The organism is Vibrio sp. VGrn 2, assembly GCF_009361695.1.
GTDB lineage: Bacteria > Pseudomonadota > Gammaproteobacteria > Enterobacterales > Vibrionaceae > Vibrio > Vibrio diabolicus.
Map to the genome: position 1 here is coordinate 1 of NZ_RBWD01000017.1, position 23,160 is coordinate 23,160.

At 44.4% G+C, this 23,160-nt stretch carries 19 protein-coding genes; 7 read left to right on the forward strand and 12 right to left on the reverse strand.

Translation table 11 applies throughout. The annotated features are described in order from the left end of the window. Nucleotides 1–5,444, forward strand: a 5,444-nt coding sequence (locus tag D8S93_RS20790) for a Calx-beta domain-containing protein (protein ID WP_152815226.1), incomplete at its 5' end; no start/stop codon positions are given. Nucleotides 5,445–5,496: 52 nt separating this feature from the next. On the opposite strand, the gene D8S93_RS20795 is transcribed toward D8S93_RS20790, so the two are convergent. Together D8S93_RS20795 and D8S93_RS20805 are read right to left on the reverse strand one after the other, a co-directional pair. Continuing rightward, the gene (locus D8S93_RS20795; protein WP_193621658.1) at nt 5,497–6,690 is read right to left on the reverse strand and encodes a class I SAM-dependent methyltransferase; all 1,194 of its coding nucleotides are present in this window, start codon (nt 6,688–6,690) and stop codon (nt 5,497–5,499) included. A gap of 162 nt (nt 6,691–6,852) precedes the next feature. Next, on the reverse strand, nt 6,853–8,256 hold the full coding sequence (locus tag D8S93_RS20805) for a methyl-accepting chemotaxis protein (RefSeq protein ID WP_152815232.1): 1,404 nt from the start codon (nt 8,254–8,256) through the stop codon (nt 6,853–6,855). 90 nt (nt 8,257–8,346) lie between these two features. Between D8S93_RS20805 and yccX the strand changes: the two genes are divergently transcribed. Further along, the gene (gene yccX, locus D8S93_RS20810; protein WP_152815235.1) at nt 8,347–8,619 is read left to right on the forward strand and encodes an acylphosphatase; all 273 of its coding nucleotides are present in this window, start codon (nt 8,347–8,349) and stop codon (nt 8,617–8,619) included. A gap of 3 nt (nt 8,620–8,622) precedes the next feature. On the opposite strand, the gene D8S93_RS20815 is transcribed toward yccX, so the two are convergent. Continuing rightward, the gene (locus D8S93_RS20815; RefSeq protein WP_005377396.1) at nt 8,623–8,952 is read right to left on the reverse strand and encodes a TusE/DsrC/DsvC family sulfur relay protein; all 330 of its coding nucleotides are present in this window, start codon (nt 8,950–8,952) and stop codon (nt 8,623–8,625) included. Between the two features lie 408 nt (nt 8,953–9,360). Here D8S93_RS20815 and D8S93_RS20820 point away from each other — a divergent pair, with 408 nt between their 5' ends. Next, the gene (locus D8S93_RS20820; protein ID WP_152815237.1) at nt 9,361–9,735 is read left to right on the forward strand and encodes a chromosome partitioning protein ParB; all 375 of its coding nucleotides are present in this window, start codon (nt 9,361–9,363) and stop codon (nt 9,733–9,735) included. 76 nt (nt 9,736–9,811) lie between these two features. On the opposite strand, the gene D8S93_RS20825 is transcribed toward D8S93_RS20820, so the two are convergent. From D8S93_RS20825 to D8S93_RS20840, 4 genes are all read right to left on the reverse strand, one after another. Beyond that, nucleotides 9,812–10,480, reverse strand: a complete 669-nt coding sequence (locus D8S93_RS20825) for a Bax inhibitor-1/YccA family protein (RefSeq protein ID WP_046876207.1) — start codon at nt 10,478–10,480, stop codon at nt 9,812–9,814. Nucleotides 10,481–10,730: 250 nt separating this feature from the next. Next, complete coding sequence (locus D8S93_RS20830) at nt 10,731–11,480, reverse strand: amino acid ABC transporter ATP-binding protein (protein WP_005377400.1); 750 nt, start codon at nt 11,478–11,480, stop codon at nt 10,731–10,733. Nucleotides 11,481–11,503: 23 nt separating this feature from the next. Beyond that, on the reverse strand, nt 11,504–12,601 hold the full coding sequence (locus D8S93_RS20835; protein WP_012841798.1) for an amino acid ABC transporter permease: 1,098 nt from the start codon (nt 12,599–12,601) through the stop codon (nt 11,504–11,506). A gap of 1 nt (nt 12,602) precedes the next feature. Beyond that, nucleotides 12,603–13,808, reverse strand: a complete 1,206-nt coding sequence (locus D8S93_RS20840; RefSeq protein ID WP_152815240.1) for an amino acid ABC transporter permease — start codon at nt 13,806–13,808, stop codon at nt 12,603–12,605. A 71-nt stretch (nt 13,809–13,879) separates the two neighbouring features. Between D8S93_RS20840 and D8S93_RS24895 the strand changes: the two genes are divergently transcribed. Then, a complete protein-coding gene (locus D8S93_RS24895) occupies nt 13,880–14,020 on the forward strand; it encodes a hypothetical protein (RefSeq protein WP_165615986.1) in 141 nt (46 codons plus the stop codon). A gap of 6 nt (nt 14,021–14,026) precedes the next feature. On the opposite strand, the gene D8S93_RS20845 is transcribed toward D8S93_RS24895, so the two are convergent. Continuing rightward, a complete protein-coding gene (locus tag D8S93_RS20845; protein WP_152815243.1) occupies nt 14,027–15,055 on the reverse strand; it encodes an amino acid ABC transporter substrate-binding protein in 1,029 nt (342 codons plus the stop codon). 460 nt (nt 15,056–15,515) lie between these two features. On the opposite strand from D8S93_RS20845, the gene D8S93_RS20855 reads away from it, so the two are divergent. Next, nucleotides 15,516–16,436, forward strand: a complete 921-nt coding sequence (locus D8S93_RS20855) for a bifunctional precorrin-2 dehydrogenase/sirohydrochlorin ferrochelatase (protein WP_152815246.1) — start codon at nt 15,516–15,518, stop codon at nt 16,434–16,436. A 102-nt stretch (nt 16,437–16,538) separates the two neighbouring features. Here D8S93_RS20855 and D8S93_RS20860 read toward each other — a convergent pair whose 3' ends face one another. After that, on the reverse strand, nt 16,539–17,021 hold the full coding sequence (locus tag D8S93_RS20860) for a YajQ family cyclic di-GMP-binding protein (RefSeq protein ID WP_005377415.1): 483 nt from the start codon (nt 17,019–17,021) through the stop codon (nt 16,539–16,541). A 21-nt stretch (nt 17,022–17,042) separates the two neighbouring features. Beyond that, nucleotides 17,043–18,101 (reverse strand): 3-deoxy-7-phosphoheptulonate synthase, encoded by a 1,059-nt coding sequence (locus tag D8S93_RS20865; RefSeq protein ID WP_006743262.1) that lies wholly within the window; start codon nt 18,099–18,101, stop codon nt 17,043–17,045. Between the two features lie 374 nt (nt 18,102–18,475). Between D8S93_RS20865 and D8S93_RS20870 the strand changes: the two genes are divergently transcribed. Beyond that, nucleotides 18,476–18,973 (forward strand): DUF4442 domain-containing protein, encoded by a 498-nt coding sequence (locus D8S93_RS20870; RefSeq protein ID WP_012841801.1) that lies wholly within the window; start codon nt 18,476–18,478, stop codon nt 18,971–18,973. 28 nt (nt 18,974–19,001) lie between these two features. On the opposite strand, the gene D8S93_RS20875 is transcribed toward D8S93_RS20870, so the two are convergent. Next, nucleotides 19,002–20,354, reverse strand: a complete 1,353-nt coding sequence (locus D8S93_RS20875; protein WP_006743263.1) for a hypothetical protein — start codon at nt 20,352–20,354, stop codon at nt 19,002–19,004. 192 nt (nt 20,355–20,546) lie between these two features. Here D8S93_RS20875 and D8S93_RS20880 point away from each other — a divergent pair, with 192 nt between their 5' ends. Then, nucleotides 20,547–21,380, forward strand: a complete 834-nt coding sequence (locus D8S93_RS20880; RefSeq protein ID WP_005396561.1) for a S1 RNA-binding domain-containing protein — start codon at nt 20,547–20,549, stop codon at nt 21,378–21,380. Between the two features lie 283 nt (nt 21,381–21,663). Here D8S93_RS20880 and rsmF read toward each other — a convergent pair whose 3' ends face one another. Beyond that, nucleotides 21,664–23,100, reverse strand: a complete 1,437-nt coding sequence (gene rsmF, locus D8S93_RS20885) for a 16S rRNA (cytosine(1407)-C(5))-methyltransferase RsmF (protein WP_152815249.1) — start codon at nt 23,098–23,100, stop codon at nt 21,664–21,666. Between the last annotated feature and the right edge of the window lie 60 nt (nt 23,101–23,160).

Here is a 23,160-nt window from a genome sequence, read left to right on the forward strand (position 1 = left end):
AAGTGACGCTATCGAACGCCTCCGAGTCCACTGTTCAAGTCGAGCTAGGCCTCAACTTGGGCGATACCGAAGCCGGTGACTTAGGCACCTTAGAATACAACACAGGTTCCGGTTGGGTGACAGTGCCTGTCGATGGCATAGTAAGCGTTCCTGCTGGTATGACTCAGTTCGATGTTCGAATCGCTTCGATTGATGACGAAGTCTACGAAGGTCCAGAGAACTTCACGGTAGATGTGACCGGTCTCGGTCCTGTCCAAGGCACTGATACGGGTACCGCAACCATTGTCGATGATGGTACGGGGCCAGAGCCAGATCCGGATGATGACCGCCCAAATGTGACTATCTCAGATGCTGGCACCATCAATGAGGGTGACACAGCGAACTTCAAAGTGACGCTATCGAACGCCTCCGAGTCCACTGTTCAAGTCGAGCTAGGCCTGAACCTGGGCGATACCGAAGCCGGTGACTTAGGTACCTTAGAATACAACACCGGAAGCGGTTGGGTTGCAGTGCCAAACGATGGCGTAGTAACGGTGCCAGCAGGGCAAACTGAGTTTGATGTGCGTATCGCTTCCATTGATGACGCTGTTTATGAAGGCCCTGAAGATTTCAGCGTGACAGTGACTGGCATTGGCGCGGTGCAAGGCAGCGATACCGGTACGGCAACGATTGTGGATGACGGCACGGGTCCGGGTCCTGATCCGGACGATGACCGCCCAACGGTATCTATCAGTGACGCTGGCACGATTAACGAAGGTGACACTGCCAACTTCGTTGTATCACTAACCAATGCTTCTGAAGCCCCAGTAGAAGTGCAACTCGACCTTAACCTTGGTGACACCGAAGCTGGCGATTTAGGCACACTAGAATACAACACCGGAAGCGGTTGGGTTGCAGTGCCAAACGATGGCGTAGTAACGGTGCCAGCGGGGCAAACCGAGTTTGATGTGCGCATTGCTTCGATTGATGACGAAGTCTACGAAGGTCCAGAGAACTTCACGGTAGATGTGACCGGTCTCGGTCCTGTCCAAGGCACTGATACGGGTACCGCAACCATTGTCGATGATGGTACGGGGCCAGAGCCAGATCCGGATGATGACCGCCCGAATGTGACTATTTCAGATGCTGGCACCATTAATGAGGGTGAGACAGCGAACTTCAAAGTGACGTTGTCGAACGCCTCTGAGTCTACAGTACAAGTCGAGCTAGGCCTGAACTTAGGTGACACCGAAGCCGGTGACTTAGGCACCTTAGAATACAACACGGGAAGCGGTTGGGTTGCAGTACCAAACGATGGTGTAGTAACGGTGCCAGCGGGGCAAACTGAGTTTGATGTGCGTATCGCTTCCATTGATGACGCTGTTTATGAAGGCCCTGAAGATTTCAGTGTGACGGTGACTGGCATTGGTGCGGTGCAAGGCAGTGATAAGGGGACAGCAACGATCGTGGATGACGGTACGGGTCCAGGCCCCGATCCGGATGATGACCGCCCGAATGTGACTATTTCAGATGCTGGCACCATTAATGAGGGTGAGACAGCGAACTTCAAAGTGACGTTGTCGAACGCCTCTGAGTCTACAGTACAAGTCGAGCTAGGCCTGAACTTAGGTGACACCGAAGCCGGTGACTTAGGCACCTTAGAATACAACACGGGAAGCGGTTGGGTTGCAGTACCAAACGATGGTGTAGTAACGGTGCCAGCGGGGCAAACTGAGTTTGATGTGCGTATCGCTTCCATTGATGACGCTGTTTATGAAGGCCCTGAAGATTTCAGTGTGACGGTGACTGGCATTGGTGCGGTGCAAGGCAGTGATAAGGGGACAGCAACGATCGTGGATGACGGTACGGGTCCAGGCCCCGATCCGGATGATGACCGCCCGAATGTGACTATTTCAGACGCTGGCACCATTAATGAGGGTGAGACAGCCAACTTCAAAGTGACGCTATCGAATGCCTCCGAGTCTACAGTACAAGTCGAGCTAGGCCTGAACTTAGGTGATACCGAAGCCGGTGACTTAGGCACCTTAGAATACAACACGGGAAGCGGTTGGGTGACAGTGCCAAACGATGGCGTAGTAACGGTGCCAGCAGGGCAAACTGAGTTTGATGTGCGCATCGCTTCCATTGATGACGCCGTTTATGAAGGCCCTGAAGATTTCAGTGTGACGGTGACCGGCATTGGTGCAGTGCAAGGCAGTGATACGGGTACGGCGACGATTATTGATAATGATGCTCCTCCTTCTATTTCAAATGTTGTGAATGCAGTTGTTTCGGAAGAAGGTTTAGCTAATGGTATCCCTGATAATACAGGATCACCTTCAGACACTACTAACTCCGCAAGTTTCTCAGGAACATTCACAGTTGCCGATCCAGACACGGCGAATGTTTCAGTGGTATTGGCAGGCCCTAACAACCTAACATCAGGAGGGGAGCCTATATCGTGGACGTGGGACAACAGTACTCAAACGCTGACTGCGAAAACTGCTCACCTGAGCGTTGTTGCTACTGTTGTGCTGAGCGAGCCTTCAGCTTCAGGTCAAGGCTCTTGGGACTATACTATTACTCTGTTTGAGCCACTTGATCATCCTGTTAATGATGTGGAAGACATCATCAACTTTGATTTACAGATTTCTGTAAGTGATGGACAAACAACAACATCTCAAAGCTTAAATGTGGCCGTTGAAGATGATTGCCCATACGTGCCTGTGGTTGTTCAACCCGTCGATGTGTCGCTTACTGGTGCACCTAACGTTCTGACAGGGCGCATAGATTTTGCAGGAAGTGAGGCAGATGGAACCAGTCGAACATTTGGGGACATTGTTGTGACTGCAAACGGTTTTGTGTCTGACGAATCTGTGATGCTGGGAACAGCTGAAATCAATCAATCATCAGAAGGGATTGGCGTTAAAAGTTCTGGTAACAACGGCTTCCAATTAGAAAACGAAGTCGATTATCGATTCGCGGGTAATGAGGGTGTATCAGAGCAGTTAATCATAGACTTAGGCAATAAAGTTGCTTACGGAGCAGAAATAGAATTTGAGAAAATGTTTGGTGGTGAACTTGAGAAAGGAATCGCATCTTTTTATAGAGATGGTGTATTAATTGCTCAGCAATCGTTCAGCTCTGACGCAAGCAGTGGTGATTACGCGGCAAATTTCAATGTTCAACAGGGAGGTTTTGATCAAATCATCCTCGAGGCGACCAGTAATGGCAATGGCCCGGATACTGAAGACAACAGTGACTTTACCGTTAAATCAATAACCTTTACAGGTGCGTACTCTGGCGTGCCAATTGCTAGTGCGGATGGGAACCTCGGTGCTGTATATGGAGCTGATGGCCCTGGTTCTATAGTCTTAAATGGAGGTGAGGCTGGTTTAGAGACTCTAGATGGTAAAGACGTGTTGATATACGTAGATCCACAAAACTCTAATAGACTGATTGCAGAGGCTGATGGAGAGCTTGCATTCGAAGTTCAACTTACACCTAGCACTGGAAAGTGGGAGTTCTTCCAATACTTGCCTTTGACCTCACCTTATGGCGATGGGGATATCGATTTTAACTACACGATTACTGATAATGATGGTGACAGTAAAACGGGGTACTTTTCTGTCAACCCTTACGCCCCACCAATTGTAGAAGGTGTAACACTAAACGTTTCTGAGGAAGGCTTAAGCAACGCCATTGCTGATGACTCTGCTCTAAACGGCTTTGATGACACAACTGACTCGAGTACTGATGTAGAACAATTGACGCTGGGTCAAACCGTTGATTCTGTTACGCTCAGTGAACCATCTACAGCTCTTACTAGTAACGGGATCTCTGTAACGTGGACGTTATCAAATAACGACCAAATGCTTATCGGTTCAGCGAACGGTGAAGGGGTTATCAAAATATCAGTCAATGATACTGGAGTGGTATCTACGGAGCTTCTTGGTCCGATTGATCACTCCAACCCATCTGGAGAAGACACCTTAAATATTGAGGTGCCTGTGCTTGTCTCGAATGCTCGTGGTCTTACTAACTCCACAACGGTCAACGTTATTGTGGAAGATGACTCACCAGATTCTGCATCTATTATTCACGATGTAGTTGCAGAAACTAAAGAAAGTGCCAACGTTCAACTCATAATGGATGTCTCGGGTTCTATGCGAACGGATAATCGCTTGCAGATAATGAAAGATTCGGCGACTCAGTTATTGAATCAATATGAGTCTATCGGTCAAACGCGAGTTCAAATTATTACTTATAGCAGTACAGCATCCACTTACGCTATAGGTGCTGCGACGTGGCTGACGGTCGAGGAGGCCAAAGCTTATATTGAGACGCTAACTGCGGGTGGCGCGACTAACTATAATAACGCGCTAAATGAAGCAAAACAGTCATGGGATGATGTAGGTAAGTTAACCAGTGCGTCGAATGTTAGTTACTTCTTGTCAGATGGTCAGCCAAATCCTGCGTCATCATTTATAAACGACGCTCGCGAGCAAAGTTGGATTGATCACCTAACCGATCCTGATAATCAGATAACAGCCCTAGCGTATGGTATGGGCGTTAATCTTATGCCGGAGCAATTAGATCGCGTAGCCTATGATGGCTTTTTGAATCAAGACCTTGATGGTGTTGTGGTTCCTGACGTAACTCAATTACCTCCGGTTATGTTGCAGTCAGTGATTCAACCTGTTGGGGGGAACTTGATGTATACCACTTCTCCAGATACAGGTATTGGTGCAGATGGTGGTTATATTAGCGAAATAGAACATGACGGTGTCACTTATTCGTTTGATGGTACAGACCTAATAGTAACTGACAATAACGATGGTATTTCGCATGCATTTGACGACACAACGATGCAGCTTACTATCTATATCGACAGCAAACATACTCTGGAAATCGACTTAAACGATGGTGCGTATGCATTTTATGGTGCGGTGGGTGATACAGTTGAAACGTTAGACTTCGATTATGTATTGACGGATAACGATGGTGATCAAAGTGAGAACACCCTGCAATTCGTTATTGATGAAAACGGAGGAGTAAATGCTTCAAGTAATGGCTCTGCAAATATTATTGAAGCTGAAGTAGACGTAAGTCATGACATCTTGATCGGTAATGATAACGAGGCAGATGTCTTTAAATGGGTCAACGACTCCTTGGATGCAGGAACAGATCTAATTAGAGGTTTTGAGAGAGATTTGGACACCTTAGATCTGAGTGAAGTCGTTGAAGATGCAGGGCACAATACGATAGAAGAACTTCTCAATAGTATTGACTTGAACATTGATGGCGATGACTTATCTCTAGAAATAACCCATAACGATGGAAACTCAATTCAAACTATCGTAATAGAAAACGGGGCGACAGAGTTTAGTGATTTAATCGTGGGAAATGCGGACTTTGAGAGAGATGTGTTATCCGCACTAACTAAGGTTAACTTAGAGCCATAATGAAAAGGGCCAGTAGGCCCTTTTCTTCTGCTTTGTCTTACTTATTCGTAGCCTAAAGCACTTTACATGCAAAACCTTTTAAGTAGAAACCTTCTGGATATGCGGTATCGGTTGGGTGGTCAGCGGCTTGTTCAAAACGCTCCACAAACTTTACTTGGCGGTTAGCGTCTACGGCTGCATCAGCGATGATTTTCTGGAACAGAACTTGATCCATCAAGCCAGAGCAAGAGTAGGTCAGTAGCGTGCCGCCCGGTTTTAGAATTTGCATTGCTAGCATGTTGATGTCTTTGTAACCACGACATGCGCCGTTTAGTTGTGCTTTGCTCTCTGCGAACTTCGGTGGGTCCATGATCACAACATCGAACTGAGTTCCTTGATCACGATACTCACGAAGCAGCTTAAACACGTCTGCATTTAGGAACACGGCACGCTTCTTCGAAATATCAAACTCGTTTAGTTCTGCGTTGAATTTTGCGGTATCTAAAGCAGGTTGTGACACGTCAGCGTTAATCACACGCTTTGCATCACCTTTTAGAGCGTAAAGTCCGAAGCCACCAGTGTAAGAGAAGCAGTTAAGAACTTCCTTGCCTTTCATATATTTCATCGCTTGCTGGCGACTATCACGTTGATCTAGGTAGAAACCTGTTTTGTGTCCGCCAATGATATCTACACTAATCTTTACGCCATTTTCTTCGATGACGACCGATTTAGGTGGCTCTTCGCCGTGCAAGACGCCCGTGATCTCTTTTAAACCTTCTTTTTTACGAACGGCCACGTCAGAGCGCTCGTACACATTACAACCAGGGAAGCACTCAACCAGAGCGTCAACAATAGCCTGCTTATTGTGTTCTGCGCCAGCACTGAGAAGTTGGCACACAAAGAAATTTTGGTAACGGTCGATCGTAACGCCAGGTAAGCCGACAGACTCTGCTGCGATAAGGCGATAACCCGTAAGGCCATCACGTTTGATAATGTCTTCACGAAGAAGTTGTGCGTCTTTTAATCGTTTTACGAAAAACGCGGTGTCGATTTCTTCTTTATCAAAACTCCAAATACGAGCACGAATTTGTGAAGCTGGCGAATATGCCGCCTTAGCTAGCCATTTACCGTCGTGAGTGAATACATCAACCGTTTCGCCAAGAGCAGGTTCGCCCTCAACTTTGTTGATGCCTCGAGAGAAGATCCAAGGGTGCTTGCGCTTGACCGATTTCTCACGACCTTTAACCAAATAGATAGCAGCTGTCATTTCATTAGCTCTTGTTGAATTTTGAAAGGGGCGTATTGTCCGGGATGTGAATGGTAAAAGCAATATCCCTCGGCAATCCAGTACATTGTAGTGACTTTTAAATACAAAAAAGGGTCACTAAAGTAACCCTTTTATTTGAACTGGTCGTAACAGATTACGTTGCTACGCTTTAAGTCCAGTAAGGAGCGACTCCATGGTGTCGCTTTGCTTACGCAGTTGATCCACGTTTTGTGAAGTCGTGCTGATCATATTGCACACGTTATCTGCTTGAACTCGAATCTCTTCAACGCTTGAGGCGATATTGTCCGCGACTACACCTTGTTCTTCAGCCGCTGTTGCAATTTGAATGCTACTGTCGGATATAGTTTGATTTTTATCTGCCAAAGAGCCGATTTCGTGATTCACTTCCGTCATGAGGTTTTGTCCCTCATTTGCATTGTTGACAGTCACTTCCATCAGTTTAGTAAGTGATTGACTGTTACGCTGTAATGATTCGATCATCGCTTGGATTTCAACCGTCGCTTGCTGAGTGCGTCCCGCAAGAGCGCGAACCTCATCCGCAACGACCGCAAATCCACGACCTTGCTCACCAGCGCGTGCTGCTTCAATGGCTGCGTTCAATGCAAGTAGGTTAGTTTGCTCGGAAATCCCATTAATGGTTGTCACGACTTCATCAATTTGTGCGGCATTGGCATCTAACTCCGCTACTGCTTGAGACGCAGATTGAATCTCATTAGAGAGGTTCGAAATCGAGTGCAGTGTATTCTCTACTTTTACTTGCCCAGACTGAGCCACGCTGCGCGCATCATCGGTTTGCGCGCTTGAATCGTGAGCTAATGTCGCGACTTCTCGAATCGTTGATGCCATCTGTTCCGTTGCACTCGCAAGAGAGTTGAGGTGCTCTTGTTGCGTCGCAGAAATATCTGAACTGTGATGAATTGATTGATTCAGGTCTGAGCTAATTTGTTGCATTAACGCCACAGACTCTTGAATCGACAGCACCATTTGTTGCTCTCGTTCTGCAACTTTGTCTATCGTAATAGCAATTTCACTAAACTCGTCGCGAACAGGGAAGAAGTTCATTCTTGCGGTTAAGTCGCCACCCGCAAGGGTGTTTAATGCTTTGTTCATCGTGAACATCGCGCCGCCAATAAACGTCATGATGTAGTAAACGCCAAGAGCGAGAATAAACAAGCTCACACAGATGATGCTCACTTGAGTCGTTGATAGGGCAGTCCATAAAGAAAGTTCATGGTTTGCAACCAAGCTGTACGCACCATTTAGAACAGACACGGATTGCGGACCAGAGCCAAGAGAAACGGTTTCTGAACCAGCTATGAGGTTTGCTACTTGCGATTGAGAAAGGTTGCCTGCCTCTATCAGACCTTTCATAAGCATGAGCTCATCTTGGTACATACTTGAGATCAACGTATTAGCCGCGCTATTAAGGACGAGAGTGAGAATGACTAAAGCAAGAAGAGGGAGAACGAAGAGCAAATAGAACTTTTCTTGAATCTTTAAGTGAATGAGATACTTATCAATCCAGCGGAATGGAATTTCTTTCATAATTATAATAACCGTGCAAAAACCCACTATCCTTAGTGGGGTGAATAGACGAAAAGAATATATCACTCAGTAAAAAGAAGCGGTACAAAGATGAACGTAAAGTGTGAGAGATTTATAGTAAAAGGTCACGTTCAAGGCGTCGGCTTTCGTTACCATACTTCCCATCAAGGATTGAAACTGGGTTTGACGGGTTACGCGAAGAACCTAAACGATGGTGATGTTGAAGTTATGGCGTGTGGAACAGATGCACAAATAGCTGCGTTTTCCGAGTGGTTGAAAGAAGGCCCGCGAACGGCAACAGTAGAGAGTGTGATACAGGAGTCTGCGTCATATAAGCCGTTGCGCGGTTTTAAGGTTTTGTAAATTCTACAAGCATTTAGCTGGCTTTGGTAGGCCGGCTAATTTAGTCGCTTGTTTGGCTGGCCCCTTTTTAAACAGCTTGAATAGATACTTACTGTTACCTTTTTCTGGGCCGTGCGCTTTTTCCATTGCTTTGACAAGCATACGCACAGCAGGGGAAGTATTAAACTCTTCATAAAAATCTCGCACAAAGTGCACAACTTCCAAATGAGCATCCGTAAGCTCGATGTCTTCTTCTTTTGCTAAAAGCTCAATCATACCTTCTTCCCATTGAGTATGATCCAGTAAGTAGCCTTGAGCATCAGTTTCAATTTCTTTGCCGTTGTAAACGAACATAACGTTTTATCCGTTAAGTGAACATGGATGTTTATAGATTAGCGACAGGTGAGGATGTTCTCAACAAAAGAATCTCGAAGTAGTGCCGAGCGAAGCAAAAGCGTACAAAATGGTGAGTGCTTTTTGACTGAGCCAGGTGCTTTGATATAAATGCTCTTTTATTCAAATAAATAGGAAACTATTCAGTTTGTTAGAAATTTTTCGGGGTGAGTACCAATAAAATTGCATGGATATCCAGGCTTATTCATTTTTGTTTTGGTTTTTTCTTGGCTACTTGTCTGAATATGGAATTTTATCGGTGAATGAATAGCTTACGACGTTGTGTTTGCTCTTATAGACCGATATTCTCTTGGTTGATAAGCAACCTACATTCTGGTTGTAAACAATAATGATGACAAGGAGTTAGTCATGTCGAAACAACGTTACATTGAAATAAATGACAACGTAAAATCCATTTGGTCTATTGAGCGTATTTGGAAGCTCGCGGAGTCCCTACCTGTAGAAGAAATTGCTATTGATGATATCAAAGGCCCTAATGAAGTGACCTGGTTTAGTGATGATGGACCACAGCCAACCTGTCGTGAGATCGCGAAGCATTGCCAACGCATCAACAATGCCGATTTGTCGTATCCCATAATTTTAACCAATGATTACCGCGTTTTTGATGGTATGCACCGAATTGCTAAGCAAATCATGTTGGGTGAAGATACGATTAAAGTGAGACGTTTTAGAGAAAATCCTGAGGCTGATGAAGTTATCGAGTTAGCAGTCGAACAGGCGTAATGCACTTAACCACTAACAAAGAAAAAGCCCGAAGGAATTACCTTCGGGCTTTTAGTATTCACCTTAGAGCGAACGATTAATCGTCGTTCATAATACCTAGAATGCTTAGTAGGCTAGTGAACAAGTTAAGGATGTTTAGGTACATCGAAATTGTCGCACTAATGTAGTTAGTTTCTTCGCCGCGAACGATACGGCTTGTATCAAACAAGATGAAACCAGAGAACACTAGTGCAGAGACGCTGCTTATTACTAGTTGGGCCATTGTTGAACCAACGAAAATGTTAATCAGCATCGCCACGATAACAATGATCAAACCTGCCATCAGGAAGTTACGCATGAAAGAGAAATCTTTCTTGCTCGAAATAGTGTAAGCCGATAGGCCTAGAAACACCATGCCAGTCAACCCTAGAGCTTGAGCAATGATCGTTGGACCGTTTGGAATCGATGCGTAGTAGTTCAGCATTGGACCTAAAGCACCACCCATTAGAGTTGTGAAAACAAATGTCCAAACGATACCAGATGATGAGTTGATTGCTTTTGGCATGACAAAGAACAAAATACCAATCGCTGCAATTTGCATCACGATCGCCATGATTGGTGAAATTTGCATTGCCATTGTTGCTACTGCTGCGATCGCACTGGTCATCAGTGTCATCGACAGTAGGAAGTAAGTGTTTTTCAGTACTTTGTTAGTTTCAAGTGTGTTAGGAACACTTGTTGAACGAGTAAACATTGGACTGTTCATAATTATCCTCAGTAAGGGAGTTTACTATTGGTACATTTATGGGGCTGAAAGTTCAAAAAATCAAGCCCTAACGATGCGTAACTTAGATAAAATAATAATAGAAATAAGATGTTATGTATTTGACAACTTGTAACACAATATTACTGCAGAGCAAAGTCATAGTGATTGTCACACAGAATTTTGAATTTACTAACAAAAAGCACTGACTTCATTGAAATCAGTGCTTTTATTATGCCAATTGCAAAATATCTTAGTGATGTAAGATTTGCGCTAGGAAGTTTTGAGTTCGATCTGATTGAGGGTTTTCAAAGAAATCAACAGGGTTGTTCTCTTCGATGATCTCTCCTGCGTCCATAAATATCACGCGATCGGCAACCTCTTTCGCAAACCCCATTTCATGTGTCACACAGAGCATGGTCATGCCTTCCTCGGCGAGTTCGACCATTACATCCAACACTTCGCGAACCATCTCCGGATCAAGCGCTGATGTTGGTTCATCAAAAAGCATAACTTTAGGGTTCATACACAATGAACGGGCAATCGCCACGCGTTGTTGCTGCCCACCAGACAATTGGCCAGGATATTTCTCTGCTTGGTCCGGAATTTTAACGCGTTCCAGATATTTCATCGCGACAGCTTCTGCCTCATCTTTAGGCATCTTCTTCACCCAAATAGGCGCGAGCGTACAGTTTTCCAGTACGGTTAAATGAGGGAAGAGATTAAAGTGCTGAAAGCACATGCCCACTTCACGGCGCACAGCTTCAATATTTTTTAAATCTTCAGTTAACTCCGTACCAGAAACATAGATGCTACCAGCTTGGTGCTCTTCGAGGCGGTTAATACAGCGAATCATCGTTGATTTTCCTGACCCTGATGGGCCACAGATTACGATCTTTTCCCCGCGCTTAACATCGAGGTTAATATTCTTTAGTACGTGAAACTCACCATACCATTTATTCATGTCCTTCAATTGGATCATATAGTCTTGTTGTTGCGTCATAATACGTCCTTGAGCTTGATGAGTTATCGTTTGTGACCGGTATGAAGTTTGTTTTCAAGCCATATCGAATAACGCGACATGCCAAAACAAAATACCCAAAACACTAACGCGACAAATACATAACTTTCAGTAGCAAAGCCTAGCCAGTCAGGGTCGGTGTTTGCTGCTTGTCCTATACCTAGTACGTCAAACATACCAATGATAAGAACCAAACTGGTGTCTTTAAACAATCCGATAAACGTGTTCACGATAGAAGGGATCGTAATCTTCAGCGCCTGTGGCAAGATAATAAGACCTGTTTTTTTCCAGTAACTTAACCCAAGTGCGTCGGCAGCCTCATATTGGCCTTTTGGAATCGCTTGTAAGCCGCCCCGTACCACTTCGGCCATGTACGCCGAGGCAAACATCACCACACCAATAAGAGCGCGAATAAGTTTGTCTGTCTCTGATCCTTCGGACATAAACAAAGGCAGCATAACGGAAGCCATGAACAGAACGGTAATCAGTGGCACACCACGCCAAACTTCAATATAGACGGTACAAATACTGCGAATGATGGGCATCTCTGAACGTCTACCGAGCGCGAGTACCACACCAATCGGTAATGAAACGACAATACCGACTAACGCAATGATGAGCGTAACGAGTAATCCGCCCCATTTGTGTGTATCGACCACCTCTAGCCCAAATATCCCACCATATAACAGCCCAGCGATAATGAATGGGTAGATGTTTACGAAGAAAAGCCAAATCCAAATCCGTTTCGGTGTCTTTTCATACGCTAGCAACACAGTAAATATAGCCAATGTGATATAGAAAAGGCGAGGGCGCCACAGTTCAGACTCAGGATAGAAACCGTACATGAACTGCTCCCAGCGCACGCTGATAAATACCCAGCAAGCACCTTCTCGGCTGCAATCGTCACGCGTCGAACCAATCCAGTCCGCGTTGATAAACGCCCAATCAACGATATGCCAAATTGCACTAAAGACAAGATAAGCAAGAATTACGGTAACAATGGAATTGACAGGTCCATTAAATAGGTTTTTCCGCATCCAACCAACAAAGCCGACGGTATTGGCTGGTGGCGGGAGATCCGGTTGAAATTGATGAGTACTCATATTATCTCTCCACCAGCGCGACTTTACGGTTATACAAGTTCATTAATGCAGACGTAATCAAACTTAAGGTTAAGTACACGCCCATCGTCATCGCAATGATCTCAATCGCTTGCCCCGTTTGGTTCAGGGTAGTACCAGCAAAGACAGAGACAAGGTCTGGATAACCAATCGCCATCGCTAACGATGAGTTTTTGGTGAGGTTGAGATATTGACTGGTTAAAGGTGGAATAATAATTCGTAACGCCTGCGGAATGACAACAAGCTTTAAAGTTTTCGCGCGTGGTAAGCCCAGCGACATCGCCGCTTCCGTTTGACCATGGCTAACCGCATTAATACCAGAACGTACAATTTCGGCAATGAAGGAGGCGGTATAAACGCTCAGTGCCAAAAGTAGTGCAGCAAGTTCAGGAATAATGCTAATACCACCTTGGAAGTTAAACCCTTTCAGTTCAGGATAATTTAGTGAAATTGGCATACCAGCAAGGAAGTAGACAATCAGCGGAAGGCCAACGACTAAGCCTAAAGCTATTCTTCCCATTGGCGTTTGTTGCCCAGTTAGGCGTTGCTTGTTATTCGCCCATACATTAATCAGCAAGCTGGCGATCACCCCGAAGATTAATGCAGCAATAACAAAGCCACTGCCTGGCTCCATTTCTGGTGCTGGAAAATATAAACCACGAACATTCAAGAAGATGGCTTCGCCAAGGCTCAAGCTTTGACGAGGTGAGGGTAATGCTTGAAGAACAGCGAAATACCAGAAAAATATTTGTAGAAGAAGTGGGATATTTCGGAACGTTTCGATATAAACAGCAGCCAAGCGACTCACTAACCAGTTAGAAGAAAGGCGAGCGACCCCCATGGTAAAACCAATCACGGTAGCCAGAATAATACCTAATACGGAGACCAGCGCCGTATTTAGAAGGCCAATAATAAACGTTCTGCCGTAAGAGTACGTTTCATCGTATTCAATTAGCGTCAGCCCGATACCAAACCCGGCTTCTTGATTTAAAAAACCGAAACCCGTAGCGATCCCACGAGCATCTAAGTTGTTCAGTGCATTATTTATAATCGTGTAAAAGAAAAATACCAGTGCAGTTATGGCAATGATCTGGAAAATAGCAGAACGAAAGGCGGGATTATAAATCAAGCTCTTGCTTCCGCTCGGTTTGGACATCGTACTTGGCGATGCATCTTTTGTCGGTTTCATACAGCGATAACCTCAAACCTTAGTTATAGATATCTGCCTGTATAAATAGTCACGTCCTTGCTGGTCGAAGCATGTTTTCACCAGAGCTAAACGGCGATATTCGAGTTGAAATAGCCTGTCTAAGCGAATACTTCTTGCCATTCAATGAGCGGTCCTTACTCATACAGATGGATAAAATCAAGAAAAAGGGCGGCATGAACCGCCCTGATTAACTCGTTCTATCGGATTGGTGGCGCGTACATAAAGCCGCCTGCATTCCATAGCGCATTAACGCCACGAGAAATTTCTAACGGCGAACCAGTACCGACTGTGCGTTCGAAGCTTTCACCATAGTTACCGACTTGCTTGATAACTTGGTAGCCCCAATCATCACGAATACCCAAACCTTTGCCTTTCGGACCGTCAACACCAAGAATACGTTTGATGTTTGGATCTTTCGATTTCAGCATTTCATCCGCATTTTTCGAACTAATACCATACTCTTCGGCGTTAATCATTGCTGATAATGTCCACTTCGCAATGTTGAACCATTGGTCATCACCTTGACGAACGACGGGACCTAGTGGTTCTTTGGAAATGATTTCCGGAAGAACGGCTGCAGAAGAGGGATCTTTCAGGTTTAGACGCAATGCATAAAGACCAGATTGGTCAGTCGTTAACACATCACAACGTCCTGCATCGAAACCTTTTGACGTTTGGGCTGCCGTATCAAATACGACTGGCTTATATGACATACCGCTATTACGGAAGTAGTCAGCAAGGTTCAGCTCAGTTGTTGTACCGGACTGTACGCAAACTGATGCACCATCAAGCTCTTTTGCGCTTGAGATGCCAAGATCTTTCTTGACCATGAAGCCCTGGCCATCGTAGTAGTTTACCCCTACGAAGTTGAGGCCAAGTGCAGTATCACGATGCAGTGTCCAGGTGGTGTTACGAGAAAGCACATCAATCTCACCTGATTGAAGCGCAGTGAAACGTTCTTTCGCGGTTAGGGGGACATATTTAACTTTCGTTTTATCCCCAAGAACGGCTGCAGCCAGTGCTTGGCAATATTCTACGTCGATACCTTCCCATTCACCTTTTGAGTTAGGGTTAGAGAAACCAGGTAGACCGGTACTTACGCCACAAGTAAGAAAACCTTGTTTTGTGACTTTGTCCAGAGTAGTGTCTGCTGCTTGAGCTGATGTTGCCATCACCGCAGTAGAAGCCGCTACGACGGAAGCAAGAACTGTGAGTTTATTTGCCATTTGTATCCTTCCTGTATGATCCATGTTTAATCAGGAGTGACCTGAAATAACGTGTCCAATTCGTTAGAGTTATCGTCCTACGTGATTGATTTTCGAAGAAACGGTATTCGATAGATCAACCAGTTATAAGCGTAGGAAAGGATCTGTTAATTCTCAAATATATAATTTAAATGAAGTTTTGAGAGAACTTACAAAGCGCCTTGAGATTTAGAATGACGAAATGTTAATTGTTTGTAAATAGTGCAAATCATGGACAATTTGGTGCATCAGAACAATCAATAGAAGAGTGAACAATACAAGAGAATAAAAAGTTGTTATTAAAACTGTCATTAGCTGAGCTTGGTGAAGTTCAGTAAAAATTCGAACAAAAATTATTTGTGATACCGAAACAGGGTGATGAGCTTGCCCCATTTTTGGTAGCATGGTCTGCAATAGCTAATTAGAGTAATCATGGATTGAAATGCGATATTTTCCTCTGTTCTTAGATTTAATCAATAAACCCGTTCTTGTCGTGGGCGGCGGTGAAGTGGCAAGCAGAAAGGTGGAAGCGTTGCTAAAGGCAGGGGCGGATGTCACTATCGTTTCTCCAACGTTGGTCGATTTTCTGTCTAAGCTTGCTGCAGAGCATCAAGTGCGCTGGGTGCAACGTTTCTATTCAAGTGACATTGTCACTAAAAGCTTTGTTCAAGTGTGGGCCACGACAGATAATCCTGAGCTAAATCACCAAGTGTATAAAAATGCGAAAGAATTAGGCATCCTAGTGAACGTTGTGGATGATAAGCCTTATTGTGACTTCATTACGCCCTCTATGATCAATCGTGGCCGCATACAAATTGCTATTTCTAGTGGCGGCGCCTCACCAGTTTTAATTCGAAACATCCGTGAAAAGCTTGAATCGATACTGCCACAAAACATGGGGTTGATGGCGGACTTTGCTAACTCAAAGCGTAATTCGATTAAAGAAGCACTACCTAGCGTCGATTTACGTCGTAAGTTTTGGGAGCAATTCTTCTCGAATCCTGAGGTTGAAAACGCGCGAGATAATAGAGAGTTAGAAACGATTTACCAAGCGACCATGGCAACACCTTTGGATGAAAAAGGAAGTTGTACTTGGATACAGGTAGGGAAAGACGTTGAGATGTTGCCAATTAAGGCCGTGCGCTACATGCAACAAGCCGAGCTAGCACTTTACTCAACTCGATGCGAAGCGAACGTGTTAGAGCTAATACGAAGAGATGCAGAGCGAGAAGCTTTCTCGAGCGCAGCTGAACTCTCTGATATGTTGACCAAGGCTAAATCTGAAAAGCTTCGAGTTTGCGTGTTTATCCCTAAAGGGACGAGCGAGTTCTTATTGCTGCAAGGGCAGGACTTGGTGATATAACCACGTTAAAAAGTGGGCACTTGGCTTGCTCGATTAAAAGGCCAAAAAAACGCCAGCGAACTATGCGCTGGCGTTTTTAAACTAAGTTACTTCTCAGACTGATTAATCACGGAAGTTGTTAAACTGGAATGGTATGCCCATCTCTGCTTCACGAATCGCTGCCATTGTCGCTTGCAGGTCATCACGTTTCTTACCAGTAACACGTACTTTGTCGCCTTGAATAGAGGCTTGTACTTTTAACTTTGCGTCTTTGATAAGTTTCACTACTTTTTTGGCTGTTGGTGTATCGATACCTTGGCGGAAAAGCAGAGTTTGGTGCCAGTTCTTACCAGTTACATCTGGGTCCTGTGCATCCATTGCGTTTGCATCAATATTACGCTTTGCCAAGTGGCCACGTAAAATATCGCGCATTTGCTTAAGTTGGAAGTCACCTTCCGCAGACATTTTTACGTTTTCTTCTACTAGCTCAAAGCTCGCATTAACGTTGCGGAAATCGAAACGAGTAGACAATTCACGGTTAGCATTATCAACGGCGTTACGTAGTTCAACCGTATCGATTTCAGAAACAATATCAAACGATGGCATGAAGATTCCTTGATTATTTTGTTATAGGGACTTTCGGGATTTAACGGCGTTTGCCAGCATATCTAGCATTGTAGCAGTATCTTCCCAGCCTAGGCATGGGTCTGTAATAGATTGACCATACGTTAGGTTGTTGATGTCAGTCATTGGCTGATTGCCTTCAAGAATAAAGCTTTCAGCCATGATACCCGCAATACGAGTACTGCCTGACTTAATTTGGTTACAAATGTCTTGAGCAACGTCGATTTGTTTTCTGTGCTGCTTCTGACAGTTTGCGTGGCTGAAATCCACAACCAAACGTTGTGGCAAGCCAAACTCGGCTAGAGCATCACACGCTTGTTTTACTGACGCTTCATCAAAGTTAGGGCCTTTCTCTCCGCCGCGTAAAATAATATGACCATATGGGTTACCACTTGTACGGTAAACCGTCATGCGGCCATTCTTATCTGGAGAGTAGAAGTAATGCGAGGCTTTCGATGCGCGAATTGCATCAATTGCAATTTTTACGTTGCCATTTGTGCCATTTTTGAAACCAACTGGGCAAGACAGCGCCGATGCCATTTCACGGTGAATTTGCGATTCTGTTGTACGAGCACCGATCGCGCCCCACGTGATCAAATCCGCGATGTATTGACCAGTAATCATATCAAGAAACTCAGTAGCAGTCGCAAGACCAAGCTTGTTGATATCCAGTAGTAGTTTACGTGCTTTATGGAGACCAGCTTCAAGCGCGTAAGAGCCATCTAGGTTAGGGTCGGTAATTAAACCTTTCCAACCAACTACTGTACGAGGCTTTTCAAAGTAAGTACGCATCACGATAAACAGTTCGTCTTTGTACTTGTCTTGGATTTCACTCAGGCGAGTGGCGTAATCAATGGCAGCTTCAGTGTCGTGAACGGAACACGGACCTACAATCGCAAGAAGGCGATCGTCTTCACCCGATAAAATGTTTTCAATCTGACGACGAGATTGAGCGATACGGTCTGCAACGTCATCCGTAATAGGATGTACACTACCTAGCTCTGCTGGGGTAGGCATTGGACCCAAAGGTTGGGTTCTCAATTCATCTGTTTTTATAGGCATGTTATAGCTTTATTCTCTATTGCGAAGGGGTAAAGATAACGGAATTACAGGCAGGAATAAACCGTTTCACGGGAATCTTCGCCAGGAAATACCGAATTGTATACAAAGGTGTAGGTATTCATTTAAATGACTTATGTATAAATGACAAAACTTGATCATTAAATCAATATATATACATTTGAATTTATAACCATTTCATCTATCTCACCGTTAGGCAATCAAGATAACTGCGGCAAACCTCATGTTTATCTGTGTGACAATGTCACTAAATTGGTGGCTAAATAACTCGTGAGATCGAGCTTTTGTTAACATTTCTTTGACATCTATTTCTTTCGTTGATTAACTGGTCTGACTAGATTGGTAAGGAGACCAAAATGTTATCAGCTGTACGTCGTGCAAATTTGTACCTAAATCTATTTGGCTTTTCTAAAGTGCCTCTAATTTGGCTTTGTCATCCTAAGATCATTGCGATAGATAGCGAGCACGTTGAGGTTCGAATTCCTTTGCGAAGAAGAACAAAGAACCATTTGAATAGCATGTATTTCGGCGCTTTAGCTGTTGGGGCGGATGTAGCTGGTGGTTTTCTTGCTATGAGCAAGGCGCAAGAAAAAGGAGAAGCGATCTCTTTAGCATTTAAAGGCGTCAAAGCCGAGTTTTTAAAACGTCCGGAAGCGGATGTACACTTTGTGTGTAACGATGGTCATGTCATTGATGAGATGCTCGATCATACGTTGGCAACGGGTGAACGAGTGAATCGCGATGTAAAAATCGTCGCGTTGTGTCCTAGCTTACATGGTGACGAACCTATGGCTGAATTCTCGTTGACTCTTTCGATAAAAAAAGCAGCCCAACGAAGAAAAGAGGCTGCTTAGTGGTTTGCTGTTTTTAAAGAATATCGCTTTAATTGAGTTCAATCTGCTCAATCGAGACTATTTTGGAGCGGTTTAAGACCACTTTCCAACGGTAATAAACAGGCTCATCGGTGTGGTTGTCCTCTTTGACAATCACATTGAGCAAATGACGTTTCTCTACAGACTCTTTGGTCACTTGCCCTTCATTTAAACGGTAAACTCGGTTTGAGCTTTTATCCATCAAGCGGATGATAGGGCGCAAACTGATGTTCAGTGTTTCTCTTGTTTGCTCATAACCACTTAAGAATAGAGAGGTCGCCATTTCGGTTTTCTCGTGATAATGAAGTATCTGCTCTTCGCGCTGCACGACGCGCTTCTTACGTATTCTTTGAATCTTATCTGGCAAGCTACTTAACGTACGATAATCGAGCCACTCTAATTTTCTGCCGACCACTTTTTTCGTTGTTGGATCAACATACTTCTTACGCCACTTTGGCTTGCCTTTACGGATCCATCGCCACATCGCATCGCGCAAATCATCTTTAAAGATTTCTCGTAGAGCATAAATAAATGACATCGCGATAATGAAGGACGCGGAAATTTCCCCAAGGTAATCGCGAGCGAGAATCACGGTTGAGGTCACGACAACCATCACCAAGCCAGTAGCAATACCTTTGATAGCACGCTTGATGTTGTTACCCATTGATATGGTTTCTTCACGAAGCACGATAGGGTGTTCAATCAAGCGTCTTAGCAAGCGCATTTTGTTAGATAGGCGAGTAACGTCTTCAACGACTCTTGGAGAGTTGTACTTGTTGAGTTTTCGATGGGCTTGCTCTTTTTCACAGAGCGTGATCAAGCGTTTCTTAATCGTGCCATAATCGCCTTCACGCGGGAGATGAGCCACTAGAGATAAAAACTTCTGCTCGGTATACCAAGACAGGTAGTTATCGATGTTAACGTAGTACCGTTTTAAGTTCTCTTCATAAGGAATAGAACGTCGCAAGCGCTTTAAGATCTCAAGCGTGAGCTCGATAACTTCGTCTACTTCATCTTCCGTTACGGAGTTGTTCTGATGCTTGTTTAAACTTGCCACCGCTTTGTCTAGCGCAATAACGTATTGGTACGCGAACAAACTCAAACTTACTCGGTATTGTTGATTCGACAGGCGTCCACGTTTGGCAAGTCGACTGTGTACTAGCGGTAGAAGGATTTCAGTACTGTAATAAGAGCGTTGCTGTGTGATTGAAGTGTAATAAAATTCGGATTCACTGATGATATCGGCGTTTAAACCAAGCTCACCAGGTATAAAAAAGTAAATATCTAGGTCGACACTTTTGCTCTTTGCGAGTGCATGACTGATTTTTAATGTTATTGAGTCTTGTTTATCGACGGTGACCAAAGAAAGCTCCTGACTTTGTTAAAGCATTCTTAACTTATGCGTACTGTTGAGCAGGTAAGCATAAAAGTGCTAAAAGAGTGACTGGGGCATATAGCTGAACGACAACAGCATAACAGAGCACTATGCTTTTCTCTCTGATTTTCTTGTGAGTTTAGGTATAATTCCACGTAAATTTAAAAAGAGACAAAATCAATGATTAAAATTGGTCAAATTAACAGCTTAGAAGTCATTAAAAAGGCTGATTTTGGCGTATTTCTGGATGGTGATGATTACGGTTCTGTTCTACTGCCTAATAAGTATGTACCAGAGGGTACTGAAATTGGTGATCATGTAGACGTATTTTTGTACTTCGATTCAGAAAGCCAGCTTGCTGCGACCATTGAAAGACCTATTGCCCAAGTGGGTGAATGGGGCTTAATGAAGATTGAGGGCGTCAACGCGACAGGTGCTTTTGTAAATTGGGGCATCAAAGAGAAGGATTTACTTATTCCTTTTAGTGAGCAACGCACTCGCTTCTCTGCGGGACAAACTATTCTTGTCTATGTTTATACTGACAAAGCGTCAGGCCGCATTGTTGGTACGACTAAGTTCAACAAATGGTTAGACAAAACTCCGGCGAACTATGAAGTTAACGAACAAGTTGATTTGATCATCGCAGAGCGCAGTCAACTTGGCTACAAAGCGATTGTTAACGGAAAGCATTGGGGCATGATTTTCCCATCAGATGTGTTTGGTAAGCTTTACATCGGTAAGAAACTGAAAGGCTTTATTAAGCAAATTCGGGAAGATGGCAAAATCGATCTCGCGCTACAAAAAGTCGGCGTGGCAAAAATGGACGATCTTTCTAGCAAGATTCTTGATCTGTTAGAGAAGAAAGGCGGCTTTTTACCTTTGAACGATAAGTCTTCTCCTGAAGCGATTTTTGATGCTTTCCGTACAAGTAAAGGTACTTACAAAAAGACCATTGGTGGATTGTACAAGCAGGGCAAGATTGTTATCGAGAAAGACGGTATTCGTCTGGCGTAGCCCAAACTCACGTATAGCGGATCTGCAGCCAAAAAAACGGCCCAAACTTTTCCTTTTTTTGGGCCTAGGGGAAACGGCTCCGCAGAGCCTGCGCTAAACTTTTTCCAACAATAATTTTGTTGGTGAACATAGAGAGAAATGCCATATCAAAGCATTACTTTGATACAACTAGTTTAGTACAGCGTATCCGGATCGCTAGCGAGCCCAGTTGCTTTCATACTTACGAATTAAAAAGCCATCGCAAATACGATGGCTTTTCATTTATTTATGATTCGTTACTTCTTTAAAATAAGTTCTTATCTCGTACTAATTCGCGAGGAAGACCATTCTTTATTCTGTTGCTTACCCACTTTCCAAGGCCAATGACTGCGCCTTGATAGGTGACAAGTACTTCGCCTTTACCTGTTTTCATTCCCTCAGGAATCGTTTGTGGGCGAACATCACGCCCCATGTACCATTCGCGCGCTTCTTCAATGGTTAGCTCGATGGCGTTTGCCTCAGAGCCCGTCGCTAATGCCGTTGCCACCTGATGCTGCCAACGGTAGCCATTTTTATGGGCTTCCGCGATCTTTATACCCATCCGGGAGAAGCGTAATTCGCCGATCATTGGCTCTAAAGCATTAGGGAACAACCAGACATCTTTATCGCGAAGCCATACAGAACTGTCATTCGGAAGTTCAATACCTAACGCACTTTGCAGCTGTTGGGCAATTTCAACCGATTCTTTTTTCGATGCTTTGGTAAACGGGAACTTGCCCATGCGCTTTTTGACCTTTGGTGGTTCAACAGCTGCCAGTTTACGAATTCTTGCGACAAAGAATCCTTCGCAGTCGTAGACCTGTGGAAAAATATGCAAAAAACCTTCTTCAGTCAGGGCTGCATTTGCATCTTCAAACAAGTTTTCAAGGCTTTCAAACTCAACGGCATCACCAAAGGTTTCTTTCAAGTGATGACAAACTTGTTGGTTTTCTTCGGTACTGAGTGTGCACGTTGAGTAAACCATCACACCACCGGGCTTTAGTGCATGGAAGGCGCTTTCAATAAGATCTTTCTGTGTGTCAGCGATGTCGAGCACGGAAGCTTGCGTCCAGTTTTTCATTGCATCTTCGTCTTTGCGAACGGTGCCTTCGCCGGAGCAGGGCGCGTCGAGCAGAACCGCATCAAATTGTTCTGGTAGCCAACCACCAAAAACGCGCCCATCGAAGTTACTTAGTGTGGCGTTACGTACACCACAACGTTCCACGTTGGCATGCAGCACTTTTACACGACTTGCGGCGTATTCATTGGCCACGAGAACGCCTTCATTGTTCATTAAAGCGGCGATTTGAGTGGTCTTTGATCCTGGTGCAGCTGCTGTATCTAACACGGCATCGTACGATTCGTCATTCATAAACAGCGCAGATACTGGCATCATTGAACTGGCTTCTTGAATGTAGAATAAGCCTGACATGTGCTCTGCGGTGTTGCCTAATGGTACAACTGACTCGTCCGCTTCAATCCAAAACCCTGTGTCACACCAAGGCACAGGGGAAAGCTTCCAGCCTTTTGCGTCTGCACGTTCTAGAAACGATTCAACGCTGATCTTCAACGTATTAATACGAATACTTTTGCGCAGTGGCTTTTGGCACGATGCGATAAAGTCTTCCATGTTGAGGTTAGCAGGAAGGATAGTTTGGATTTTTTCCAGAAACGCGTCTGGGATGTAAACATTAGGATGCAATGTGGGATCTCGTTTGCAGAATTTGTGGCAAATAATATACGAAAGCGAAGCAGAAACGAA

Excerpts from the sequence above, each read along its gene's own strand:
- D8S93_RS20795 (WP_193621658.1), bottom strand. The coding sequence starts at position 6,690 with ATGACAGCTGCTATCTATTTGGTTAAAGGTCGTGAGAAATCGGTCAAG.
- D8S93_RS20805 (WP_152815232.1), bottom strand. The coding sequence starts at position 8,256 with ATGAAAGAAATTCCATTCCGCTGGATTGATAAGTATCTCATTCACTTA.
- yccX (WP_152815235.1), top strand. The coding sequence starts at position 8,347 with ATGAACGTAAAGTGTGAGAGATTTATAGTAAAAGGTCACGTTCAAGGC.
- D8S93_RS20815 (WP_005377396.1), bottom strand. The coding sequence starts at position 8,952 with ATGTTCGTTTACAACGGCAAAGAAATTGAAACTGATGCTCAAGGCTAC.
- D8S93_RS20820 (WP_152815237.1), top strand. The coding sequence starts at position 9,361 with ATGTCGAAACAACGTTACATTGAAATAAATGACAACGTAAAATCCATT.
- D8S93_RS20825 (WP_046876207.1), bottom strand. The coding sequence starts at position 10,480 with ATGAACAGTCCAATGTTTACTCGTTCAACAAGTGTTCCTAACACACTT.
- D8S93_RS20830 (WP_005377400.1), bottom strand. The coding sequence starts at position 11,480 with ATGACGCAACAACAAGACTATATGATCCAATTGAAGGACATGAATAAA.
- D8S93_RS20835 (WP_012841798.1), bottom strand. The coding sequence starts at position 12,601 with ATGAGTACTCATCAATTTCAACCGGATCTCCCGCCACCAGCCAATACC.
- D8S93_RS20840 (WP_152815240.1), bottom strand. The coding sequence starts at position 13,808 with ATGAAACCGACAAAAGATGCATCGCCAAGTACGATGTCCAAACCGAGC.
- D8S93_RS24895 (WP_165615986.1), top strand. The coding sequence starts at position 13,880 with ATGTTTTCACCAGAGCTAAACGGCGATATTCGAGTTGAAATAGCCTGT.
- D8S93_RS20845 (WP_152815243.1), bottom strand. The coding sequence starts at position 15,055 with ATGGCAAATAAACTCACAGTTCTTGCTTCCGTCGTAGCGGCTTCTACT.
- D8S93_RS20855 (WP_152815246.1), top strand. The coding sequence starts at position 15,516 with ATGCGATATTTTCCTCTGTTCTTAGATTTAATCAATAAACCCGTTCTT.
- D8S93_RS20860 (WP_005377415.1), bottom strand. The coding sequence starts at position 17,021 with ATGCCATCGTTTGATATTGTTTCTGAAATCGATACGGTTGAACTACGT.
- D8S93_RS20865 (WP_006743262.1), bottom strand. The coding sequence starts at position 18,101 with ATGCCTATAAAAACAGATGAATTGAGAACCCAACCTTTGGGTCCAATG.
- D8S93_RS20870 (WP_012841801.1), top strand. The coding sequence starts at position 18,476 with ATGTTATCAGCTGTACGTCGTGCAAATTTGTACCTAAATCTATTTGGC.
- D8S93_RS20880 (WP_005396561.1), top strand. The coding sequence starts at position 20,547 with ATGATTAAAATTGGTCAAATTAACAGCTTAGAAGTCATTAAAAAGGCT.